This window comes from Acetobacterium tundrae, assembly GCF_008086615.1.
Classification (GTDB): Bacteria; Bacillota; Clostridia; order Eubacteriales; family Eubacteriaceae; genus Acetobacterium; species Acetobacterium tundrae.
Map to the genome: position 1 here is coordinate 94,795 of NZ_RXYB01000012.1, position 11,572 is coordinate 106,366.

Genomic DNA, 11,572 nt, shown 5'->3' on the forward strand with positions numbered 1-11,572 from the left:
CGACAAATATTTAAAAAAGATTAGAAAATTATATATCATGGGAATATTTTTTTTGCTTTCACAAGTAGTCTGAACAAGAAGCAAAAAATACAGCCAGACTGAAGAAAATAGAGTGTTTCTTTATCTTCGTTGCCATTTCTCATAATGTTTGGTTTATACCCATCTATTACTGCTTTATGCAGGCATTAAATAACAGAATTTCTTATTTAACTATAGTTAATTGGAAGAAGGTACTAAAAATTAAATCATTCAAGAATAGTGGATAATTGAAGTCAATAGATACGTGTGCTTCGGTTGATACTGGACTGTGCTTTCAGCTATTTTCCCAAAACTCCTTTAAAACACTTCTCAGCTCTTTGGAATTAACGACTCTGGTATGGGGAAACCATTCCATGGGAAATAACTGCTGATAGCTCTGATTACTAAATCGATCATCAATGAGCAGGATGATGCCTTTGTCTGTTTCTGTCCGGATGACTCTTCCGGCTGCCTGTAAAACTTTATTCATTCCCGGATACTGATAGGAGTATTCAAATCCGCGCTGGTTCTTTTCATTAAAATAGTCTCGAATGATATTTCGTTCAAAACAAATTTGCGGCAGACCGACACCCACGATCATTGCCCCGACCAATTCTTCATGTTTCAAGTCCACCCCTTCAGAAAAGATGCCGCCCAGTACACAGAAGCCTAAAACTCCATCTCGGGCATCGGACTTAAATAAGCTTAGAAAATGTTCCCGTTCTTTTTCATTCATTTCAGTTAATTGTTTGATGGTATAAATATCCGGATATTTTTCGCTAAACGCGTCATAAACGTCGTTCATGTATTGATAGGATGGGAAATAAGCAATATAGTTGCCGAATTTTTGATCATAGACCGTTTTTATGCATTCGGCAATGGCAAAATAGGATTCCTCCCGGTTCCGGTATTTTGTCGAAATATGATCGGCGATTAGCAGCGCTCGGTTGTTTACAGCAAAAGGTGAGGGCAGGATGATTTTATAACAATCCTCTCTGCCACCCAGAATTTCTGAAAAATAGTCAATGGGTGACAAGGTGGCAGAAAAGAATACCGCTGACTTGCCGCGCTTAATTGCTTCGCTCAGCAGGTAGGATGGATCGAGACAGAATAATTTAATCCTGGTATCTCCGTAGCTATTTTCTACATAAGTGATGTACCGTTCGTCGTAGAACTCGGCTGTCCGCATAAAGGTCAAGGCAGTGAAGTACAGTTCAAGCAGTTGTTCATGGCCTTCCCGGCCTTCATTCTTTGCCAGCCATTCTTCGGATTCGCTGATGAACCGCATGATGAGCGGATAGACCTCTTTGGGTTCATCCTTTTGGAGGTAGTGATGATCAGTATCCGCTAATTTTCGCATGGTGATCATGTAGGCATTTAATTTATCCAGAGACTTGGCAATCCCTGGTTCTTTATCTTGAAAGATTCTTTTCAGCTTAAGAATGGGCTTTTTATAGAGTTCTGCCGAAAACATGGATCGTGCCCGATCCACTAAATTGTGGGCTTCATCGATGAGAAAGGTATAGTCACCACCATTATCCATAAAAAAACGTTTGAGATAGACTCTCGGATCAAATACATAATTATAATCGCAGATCACACAATCCGACCAGAGTGTTAAATCCAGGGAAAATTCAAACGGACAGATTTGATGCTTTCTTGCATAGTTTTCAATAACCGGACGGGTGAAATGATTTTCCTGCTGCAAACAATCAAGAAGGGCGTTATTGACACGGTCAAAGTGGCCTTTGGCAAATTCACAATGATCGGGATCGCAAATTGTTTCCGTCTGAAAACAGAGTTTATCCTTGGCAGTCAGGGTGACGGTCTTGAATTCGAGGCCTTTCTCTTTCATTTTAGAAAAAGCTTCTTCAGCCACTTCCCGGACAATGGTTTTGGCTGTCAGGTAAAACAGTTTGGAGGTATGACCTTCGGCGACGGCTTTTATGGCCGGAAACAAGGTTGAAATGGTTTTGCCGATGCCGGTCGGAGCCTGTACAAATATTTTCTTGTGTTCAGAAATAGTGCGGTATACCGAAACAGCCAGCTTCCGTTGACCTTTCCGATAGTCTTCAAAAGGAAAATCCAGCGCCTTGATGGAGTCATCTCTTTTTATCACCCAATCGCTGGTTAGACTTGCCCAGATGAGATATTGATCGATGAGCTTATAAAAGAATTCGGTTAATTCATTTTGCGAGAAAACTTCCAAAAATTGTTTGATTTCCTCGCTTTCCAGCTGGTAATAGGTGAGCTGCGCACCAATCTGTTCAATATTATTTTGCACAGAATAAATAAAGGCATAGCATTTTGCTTGTGCCCAATGGGTTTCATTGTAATTTTCTTCGAGATATTCCAGGGGCCAATTCGTCGATTTTATTTCGTCGACGATCAGCAAATCATCCTTGGTGATAATGCCGTCGGCACGGCCTTCAATCTTAAATGTAAAGCCCTGGTAGTCCACTGTATATTTTAGAGACACTTCTGGCTCGTATCCTTTGTTCTTATTGTCTTTTTGAATTTTCTGATGAGCTCTGGTTCCTTCCAATGCCCTTGAATTGCTCATGAATTGCGAATCAATATTGCCTGAACGCAAAATGAATTCGACCAGGTTTCGAACAGACAGTTTTATTTCGGGTTGTTTAGTCATTTTATTACCTTTAGAATAGTATATTTTTTTATAGAACTTTATGCTATTCTACCATTAAAGTATCGGCCTTGGATATTATTTCATAGCCTTAAAGTAATAATGACAAAGTTAATTTTAGAATAGGATTAAATGGATTTTAGGTCAATTGATAAACCCGGTTTAATGGTTCTTTATAAAAATCTGCTAACATAACTTGTAATTAAACCATTAAATTGATAAAATTAACAAAAATGAGTGATCGAAAATTTTAGGGTAATACATGAAACCAAATTATATTAGAAAGCATTGCCATCAACGGCATCAAAGAATTTATGATTCACTACCAGGGCGAACTGCATCAACTATTTTTTAAGTTTCAAAAAAAGTGAAAAGAAAAACTGGTTTACTGATAAAAACATGCAAAAATATAAAGGAGAAACCTATGGATAAGAAGTATCAGGCTTTGTTTGAGCCGTTTATGATTAACAATCTTGAGATTAAGAATAAATTCTTTATGACCTCAATGACAATTCCAGTCATCAATGAACACGGTGCTTATACAAACGACGCCGTCGAGTATTACGTTACCAGGGCAAAAGGCGGTATCGGACTTATTATCACTGGTGCCAACTGGGTAGCAGACAACATTGAAAAACATGAAAACCACATTTTTCCATCTCCGACTACTGACCCGGATGTTTATAAAAATGCAGCAATCGAAATGACCGATCGAATTCATGCATTCGGCTGTAAAATATTTGTGCAACTAACTGCCGATTTTAGTCACTCAGTGGTACCTCATTGGATCGACGAAACGGATTCCGCTACACTGGCAGCAATTAAAAATCAAAGGGATCAGAGTAAATCCTGCCGGGAATTGAAAGCTGACGAAGTCGAACAAATTGTCGCCGGATTTGTCGAAGCGGCTAAAATCGTTCAGGCCTGTGGCTTTGATGGGATAGAAGTTCATGAAGGCAAATTATTTGATGACGTCACAATGATGCGTATAAATCAAAGAACGGATAAATACGGCGGAGATTTACGTGGAAGGCTCCACTTTGCAACAGAAATTGTCCAAGCGATAAAAAAATCCTGTGGTCAGGATTTTCCGGTTATCTTGCGCTTCAGCATCAAGAGTTATATCAAAGCATTATTTCACAGCGCTTTGCCGGAAGAGGACTTTAAAGAATTGGGACGCGATATTGGTGAAGCACTGGAAGCAGCTAAAATTCTGGAAGAAGCAGGATACGATGGGTTCGATGTGGATGCTGGCATCTGTGATTCAGGGTATTGGACACATCCGCCAATGTATTTTGAGAAAGGTCTGTATTTACCTCTGACCGAGCAGCTTAAAAAAGTTGTCAGGGTACCAGTGCTGGCGGCCGGAAGAATGGATGATCCCGACATTGCAGCAGAAGCTCTTGCAGATGGTAAGCTTGATGCCGTTGGATTGGGAAGGCCGGTACTGGCCGATCCCGATTATCCAAATAAATTGAAAAATGGCGATATCAAGGACATCAGACCATGCCTCGGCTGTCATGATGGCTGCATTGAAAGAAAATTAATGGGCGGGCGTGGTTCCTGCTCAGTTAATCCTGAATGCAACCGTGAATTGATTGTCAATATTGAATCGGCAAAAGAGCGTAAAAAGATTGTCGTTGTTGGCGGCGGTCCGGCCGGCCTGGAAGCTGCCAGAGTAAGTGCAATACGCGGTTATCAGGTCACACTGTTTGAAACAGCAGATCGTCTTGGCGGCAATCTTAAGTTTGGGGGTATACCGGTTTTTAAAGAAGACGTTCGAGCACTGATAACCTGGTATGAGATTCAGCTGAATGAACTCAAGGTTGATGTCAAACTGGGTACGATGGCAACTAAGGCAAAAATCGATGCCCTCAAACCGGATATAATATATACTGCTGAAGGTTCGAAATCAATTGAATTAAAACTGCCGGGCATCGACGGCGAAAATGTTACTAATGCCATCGATGTGCTGACTGGGAAAACGTATGTCGGACCAAAATGCATCGTGATCGGCGGTGGTCTGGTCGGCTGCGAAGTGGCACTTCATCTTGCCAAACATCGCCATAAGATTATAATTGTAGAAGCGTCGGCTGATATTCTGAAATCCGGAGTACCAATGGCACCACCAAATGAGGGGATGCTTCGGGATCTGCTTGCTTTCTACAAGGTTGATATTGTGACAAATGCTCAACTCACAGAAGTGACCCCGACCGGTGCGGTCATTACAGCAGATGGCCAGGATAGAAGCATTACTGCCCACCACATCATTGTTGCTGTCGGCAGCAAATCAAGCAGTTTACTGTATAGCGAACTGAAGAATGATTATTCTCAAATCTATATCCTTGGAGACAGTCAGAATGTAAGAAATATCAGAGGAGCAATTTGGGACGCCTTTGAAGTGGCCCGCACAATTTAATTAGAAAAAGCAAAGAAGTCTGCCATGATAGTTGGCAGGCTTCTTTGCTTTTCGGCAAGATCATTCCGGAGAATGATCTTAGATTACCTTAAGCAAAAGTGTCTAAAACATTTGTGCTGGGAATATTTTGAGTGGCCGTGGCTTGTTGAGCAGTGGTTTGTTGGTCAGTTGTTTGAGTAACCTGTTTTTCAGTAGCTTGTTGTTGAATTTGCTGAATCTGAGCCTGTAATTGTTGAATCTGAGATTGAATCAATTGAACTTGGGTTTGTTTCGTTTTAGCATCGCCATCTCCGGAGTTGATTGTTGTGATTTGTTCCTGGAGATTTTTAACCTGACTCTCAAGATTTTTAACCGATGCTTGTGTGGAAGTAGTCGTGCTGTTGCTGCTGGCTGTGGATGAAACAGATGAAATATTCATTAGTAGTGACTCCTTTCAAAATAGAATAAATATAATAAATCAATGACTCTTTTCACTGATTTAAAACCATTGAACTAAATGAAAATCTTCAACATTTGTTTACTTAACTTTATCACAAACTGTTTCATGAAATGTGTCGATTGTGTGAAGGGCATCTGTTGTTTTAATGATATTGTTTTTCAAGGTTCAGGCCGATTAGCTATGTGCTGTTTATGTGGAAGAATAAAACGGAGACATCGCAAAGTCAGATCAAAAGAAGGCTGTTTTGTTGTTGATCGCGTTTTGGGCAAGATCATGAAACTGATTGTACATCCTTTGAATTGAGGCATTGGGGGAAACATCCAGCTCATTCATCAGCAATGTTTTAAATAATTTTAGTGTTTAATAAATGATTCATAATCATTTTCGTAGATATACACTTTAAGAAATAATCGCGATAAAAAAAGATTTTGCTTGATAGCTTGGCGCTATTTCGCAAAATCTTTTTTAGAGTGATTATTATTTTTCAAAAGGGAATGAGTATTGGTTCAAACCAAGTTCGGCTTTAATAGCCAGAATATCTTTGATCAAAGCGTCATTGATAGGAACGCCGGTATCTTTTCGTTCCAGCCATTTGTCGTATTCTTTTTCGCCGGCGGTGTAAATTCGATCCTGACCCGGCATTTTATCGGAACTGCGAAGGTCTCTCAAAATGTCACCGGTGGTTTTTTTAAAAGCATCCGGTTCGATGAAATTGTCGATGTTGATGGCAATGAAGAAATGACCCAAATGGTAAGGCTGAGCATTTCCGTTAGGATCAAAGCCTAAAAGACCTTTAAGGAAGGATCCGCCCTGCAGTGCCGCCGATAAAATTTCGACGACGGTTGCATAGCCGTAGCCCTTGTATCCGCCAGTGTCTTCGCCGATTCCGCCAAGGGGAGTCAAGGCAGCTTCACCTTTAACCAAATCGATTAAGATCTGTTTGGTATCCGTACGGCTGTTTCCCTGGCGGTCGATAACCCATCCTTCGGGAAGCTCTTTGTTTTCTCGATCATAAACTTCGATTTTACCGCGTTGGGAAACGGATGTGGCGCAGTCGATGACGAATGGGAAAGGTTCATCACTTGGCATCCCAAAGGTAATCGGATTGGTGCCGAGCATATTTTCAACCCCAAATGTTGGGGCGATGGATGGTCGGGCGTTGGTTCCGGTTATCCCGATCATATTGTTTTCAATGGCCATTAAAGGATAATAGCCGGCAAATCCGTAATGTGTTGAATTTCTGACGACCGTCATACCCATGCCGTAGACTTTGGCTTTATCGATGGCCATCTGCATGGCTCGCTTGGCGATGACATGGCCCATGCCGTCGTGCCCGTCAATAACAGCCGTGGTGAAGGTCTCTTTGACGATTTCAAATTCTGTCACTGGGTGCTGAATGCCTTTTTTGATACGGTCATAGTAAATGGGCTTTAATCGCCCAATTCCGTGGGAATCAATGCCTCGTTTATCGGCATTGATTAGGATGTCGGCACAGACTTTTGCATCTTCTTCAGGAACACCAACGCCTTTAAGGGCATCTGCCATGAAAGCTTCCATGGTGTCAAAGGGAACAGTGTAGGGGGCTTCGTTTTTCATTAATGATTCTCCTCTTGTAATTAATTTTCTATTTCAAATTTAATGGCTGATCACAATTTTATCAACATATGATGAGGTCGCGGCATGAAGCGCTCCAACGTAGTCACATCGAAGACTGATGATATCGCCGACATCATAGGAAGTTTCCGCATCCGTTACATCGATGATCAGATGATCGGAGCTGGAACCTTCGATAGTTAAACCCGCTAATAGGGGGAATAGGTGATCAGGATCGGTGTCCTGTCGCCCCAGTCCGCAAACCGCCCGGCGCCGGATTCCCCGGTCTTTAAAATCTGGAATTTCTCCAAAGGCATTTCTGCCGATTTCTCCGATGGGGTAGGTGGGTTTATCCTGAAGCTCGATGATCTCAACATCCAGAACAAACGCATCCTGATGAAGGTAATCATAGCACTTATAATAAGCGGATTCTCGCCCAAAGAGAATAACGTCTCCACAACGGAGATTATTAATTTCATTGGGAATGGTTTTACTTTCAATAAGATAATAGGCACTGGAATTTCCGCCGGAAATGATTTCACAGGGGAGTTTGTATTGTTCTTTCAGTAGCTGTTTTACTTCAAAAAAAGCCTTAAACGTATCTGGCGTAGGAATGGTTGCTCCGACACAGGTGGCGTTGGTGGCAATCCCCCGGAGTTTGATGTGCTTCATGGACAAAATTTCCTGAAGTGTCTGATCGAGCGTCGTGAAAGATTCAGCGATCAGTTTTTCAATTTCAGGGCTTGTCGGGTGACCGTCTCCGATGAAAAGGCCTTCCCGGAGGTCGCCAAGATCGAACATGTATAAAATTCCATGGGTTCTTCCTTGAGCTTTTGCAGCGTCATTTAAAAGGCGAATGGTTTTAATTTCGCTGTTTAGGGACAGATTGGAATATGCAACAGTTTGATTGATCTCACTGGGCAGGGGAATGCGGATGAGCCATTTTTCACAGGGTAATGTCGCCAGTTCTTTTAAATTCTTTATCCGTGAATCACCAATGGCGGTGGCACCGCCATCCAAAAAAGCTTGGGCTATTTCCACATTACCGCCAACACATTTGGTAACGGCAGTAATCGTGACTCCCTGTTTTTTTGCACGGTCGGCAATGGCTTTGGTATTTTCAATAATCTTTTGTTTGTTTATTTTTAAAAGGGGATACATGAAAGGCTCCTTTGCAGTTTTCTGGGGTATAGTATACCATAAATAATAGGCTATTTCATAAAAAAACATTTCATAAAGAATCTATATGATAAATAAGCCACAAATCATTGACAGTTTTGGCCCCCTTCTTTATAATTAGTGATGAAGATCGTTAGGAGACAAAATAAAGTTCGTCCTTATTGGGTACGGATTTTTTTGTTTTGAATAAATTTAGTAGTCTAAAGCGAGCAAATGGAGGAAATATGTCAGCATATGATCATAAAAAGATAGAGGAATATTGGCAAAAGTATTGGGAAGCGAATGATACCTTTCGTACCGAAGACAATTCAAAAAAAGAAAAATTTTACGGGTTGGTTGAATTCCCATATCCATCGGGGGTTGGGCTGCATGTCGGTCACGTCCGAGCCTATACCTCGCTTGAGGTTATTGCCAGAAAACGCCGTTTAGAGGGTTTTAATGTTCTTTTCCCAATTGGCTGGGATGCGTTTGGATTGCCGACGGAAAACTATGCAATCAAAACCGGAAGACATCCAAGAGAAGTAACCGATGAAAACATCGCAGTTTTTACCGATCAGTTAAAACGGATTGGTTATTCTTTTGACTGGAGTAAGGAAATTGATACCACGGATCCTAAATATTATAAATGGACGCAATGGATATTCCTACAATTATTCAAACATGGTTTAGCATTCAGAGATCGCACCTATGTTAATTTTTGTAATGGTTGCAAGGTTGTTCTTGCCAATGAAGATTTCAGAGATGGAAAATGTGATCGATGCGGCAGTGAAGTGGTTCAAATGGAAAAAGATGTGTGGTTTCTTAAAATTAGAAACTATGCAGAAAGACTCCTTGACGGCCTGGACGAGGTTGATTATTTACCGCGAATTCGTTTAGAACAGGAAAACTGGATTGGAAAATCAGTTGGCGCGGAAGTGGAGTTTGCTATTGCCGGACATGATAAGGTCCTTCGGGTATTCACAACGCGACCGGATACTTTGTTTGGGGCAACTTTTATGGTCATCGCTCCAGAGCATCCGCTGATTCAGGAACTGGCTGAAGAAATAACCAATATGAATGAACTGGTTGATTATCAGGATAAAGCAAAACGGAAAACTGAGTTTGAACGGGTGCAATTAGCCAAAGACAAAACCGGGGTAAGGATTCAGGGCGTTCAGGCGATTAATCCGGTTACGCATACAGAAATCCCCATTTTTCTTGCGGACTATGTCATGATGGGTTACGGAACCGGTGCCATTATGGCGGTACCGGGACATGACAACCGGGACTGGGAATTTGCAAAGAAATTTGATTTGCCAATCATCGAGGTTATCAAAGGGGGCGACGTTACTGAAGCGGCCTATACTAATACCGATTCGGGAGAGATGGTGAACTCCGGATTTTTAAATTGTTTAGAAGTCAAAGATGCTATTAAAAAAACGATTGAATACCTTGAAAAAGAGAACCTTGGTAAAAAGACCATTAATTATAAAATGAAGGATTGGGCTTTCAATAGACAACGTTATTGGGGCGAACCGATTCCGATTATTCATTGTCCAAAATGCGGAATGGTGCCGGTGCCTGAAAATGAACTGCCATTGGAATTGCCAATAGTGGAGAGCTATGAGCCGACAGATAACGGAAAATCACCACTGGCAAATATTCCGGAATGGTATGAAACGACCTGCCCTGTTTGCGGCGGACCGGCGGAGCGGGAAACCGATACCATGCCTCAATGGGCTGGTTCCAGCTGGTACTTTTTAAGATACTTTGACAATGAAAATGACGAAGCGTTTGCATCCGAAGAAAAAATGAAATACTGGCTTCCGGTAGACTGGTATAACGGCGGGATGGAGCATGTTACACGACATTTGCTTTATTCGCGTTTCTGGCACCAATTCCTCTACGATATTGGTTGTGTTCCGACAAGAGAACCTTATGCCAAAAGAACAGCTCAGGGTTTGATTTTGGGAAATGACGGCGATAAAATGTCTAAATCTAAAGGGAATGTGGTAAATCCTAATGAGATTATCGACGCTTTTGGAGCAGACACTCTGAGAACTTACATTTTATTTATCGGTGACTATGAAAAATCGGCGCCATGGTCTGATAATGGTGCAAAAGGCTGTCGACGTTTTCTTGATCGCGTCTGGAAACTTCAGGACATGGTTTCAGAAGAAGAAGGCTACGGTAAAGTTTTAGAGACAGCCATTCATAAAACAATAAAAAAAGTCAATAATGACTATGAGGAAATGAAATACAATACTGCCATTGCCGCTTTAATGACCTTGCTGAATGATTTTAACAAAGAAGGCATCATTACGAAAGCGGGCTTAAAAACCTTTATATTGCTTCTTTATCCGGTTGCCCCCCATATCACGTCGGAAATATGGCAAAATATGAAAATGGGCGGAACCTTAGATGAGGCCGCATGGCCGCAGTATGACGAGTCAAAAACAGTGGACAACGTCATCGAAATGGCAGTACAGATTAATGGGAAAGTCAGAGGCACGATCACTTTGCCGGTAGATGCTGATACGGAAACTGCCAGAGAAATTGCCCTTAACCAGGAAAATATCCTGGCCTATACCCAGGGAAAAAACATTGTTAAAGAGATTTACGTACCAGGAAAGATTTTTAATATTGTTGTGAAATAGGAAAAATTATGAAAATCATTCATTTATATACTGATGGCGGTTGCCGCGGTAATGGAAAAGAAGGGGAAAACATGGGCGCTATTGGTGGAGTGCTCATGTATCCGGACAAGAATATTAAAAAAGAATTCAAGCGTGCTTATGAAAATACTACCAATAATAAAATGGAGCTGTTAGCAGTCATCGAAGGGCTTAAGATGTTGAAAGAACCCTGTGAAGTCCATGTTTTCAGTGATTCGGCCTATGTTGTCAATGCCTATCTGCAAAACTGGATTGGCGGCTGGAAGAATAAAAACTGGACAAGAGGAAAAGCTGGAGAACTGAAAAACAAAGAACTCTGGATGGAACTCGATGAACTGGTTAATGCCAACAAGGTTACCTTTCACAAGGTCAAAGGCCATGCAACGAATCCTTACAACAATCAGGCTGATTTGCTTGTGAATCAAGCAATGGATGAATATATTCTATCAAAATAAAGATTACGATCAATAAAAAAGCTGATTTCATTAATGAAATCAGCTCAGACTGAAGACAAAGGTCAGGGAAACCTGGCCTTTTTTAGTTTTTTGAAATCAAAAAAGCTTATTCCAAGGTTCATGGTTTATCATAAAATTAGAAAACAAATGGAGGCAAACCTTATGTTAACC

General features: G+C 41.3%; 7 protein-coding genes. 3 read left to right on the forward strand and 4 right to left on the reverse strand.

Features of this window, described 5'->3' with window-relative positions; translation table 11 throughout:
• Nucleotides 1-313: 313 nt before the first annotated feature.
• Nucleotides 314-2,665: an ATP-dependent DNA helicase gene (locus FZC40_RS10825; protein WP_148604210.1), complete on the reverse strand. Its 2,352-nt coding sequence runs from the start codon at nucleotides 2,663-2,665 to the stop codon at nucleotides 314-316.
• Nucleotides 2,666-3,086: 421 nt separating this feature from the next.
• Here FZC40_RS10825 and FZC40_RS10830 point away from each other — a divergent pair, with 421 nt between their 5' ends.
• Nucleotides 3,087-5,081: an oxidoreductase gene (locus tag FZC40_RS10830; protein WP_148604212.1), complete on the forward strand. Its 1,995-nt coding sequence runs from the start codon at nucleotides 3,087-3,089 to the stop codon at nucleotides 5,079-5,081.
• Nucleotides 5,082-5,169: 88 nt separating this feature from the next.
• On the opposite strand, the gene FZC40_RS10835 is transcribed toward FZC40_RS10830, so the two are convergent.
• The 3 genes from FZC40_RS10835 to FZC40_RS10845 all read right to left on the reverse strand — a co-directional run bounded on the left by FZC40_RS10835 (nucleotide 5,170) and on the right by FZC40_RS10845 (nucleotide 8,274).
• Complete coding sequence (locus FZC40_RS10835) at nucleotides 5,170-5,499, reverse strand: FlxA-like family protein (RefSeq protein ID WP_148604214.1); 330 nt, start codon at nucleotides 5,497-5,499, stop codon at nucleotides 5,170-5,172.
• 498 nt (nucleotides 5,500-5,997) lie between these two features.
• Nucleotides 5,998-7,116, reverse strand: coding sequence for an Ldh family oxidoreductase (locus tag FZC40_RS10840; RefSeq protein WP_148604216.1), 1,119 nt, complete (start codon nucleotides 7,114-7,116; stop codon nucleotides 5,998-6,000).
• Nucleotides 7,117-7,155: 39 nt separating this feature from the next.
• Nucleotides 7,156-8,274, reverse strand: coding sequence for an alanine racemase (locus tag FZC40_RS10845; RefSeq protein WP_148604218.1), 1,119 nt, complete (start codon nucleotides 8,272-8,274; stop codon nucleotides 7,156-7,158).
• Between the two features lie 242 nt (nucleotides 8,275-8,516).
• Between FZC40_RS10845 and leuS the strand changes: the two genes are divergently transcribed.
• Together leuS and FZC40_RS10855 are read left to right on the forward strand one after the other, a co-directional pair.
• Nucleotides 8,517-10,928: a leucine--tRNA ligase gene (leuS, locus tag FZC40_RS10850; RefSeq protein ID WP_148604220.1), complete on the forward strand. Its 2,412-nt coding sequence runs from the start codon at nucleotides 8,517-8,519 to the stop codon at nucleotides 10,926-10,928.
• An 8-nt stretch (nucleotides 10,929-10,936) separates the two neighbouring features.
• Nucleotides 10,937-11,401, forward strand: a complete 465-nt coding sequence (locus tag FZC40_RS10855; RefSeq protein ID WP_148604222.1) for a ribonuclease H family protein — start codon at nucleotides 10,937-10,939, stop codon at nucleotides 11,399-11,401.
• The last annotated feature ends 171 nt before the right edge of the window (nucleotides 11,402-11,572 follow it).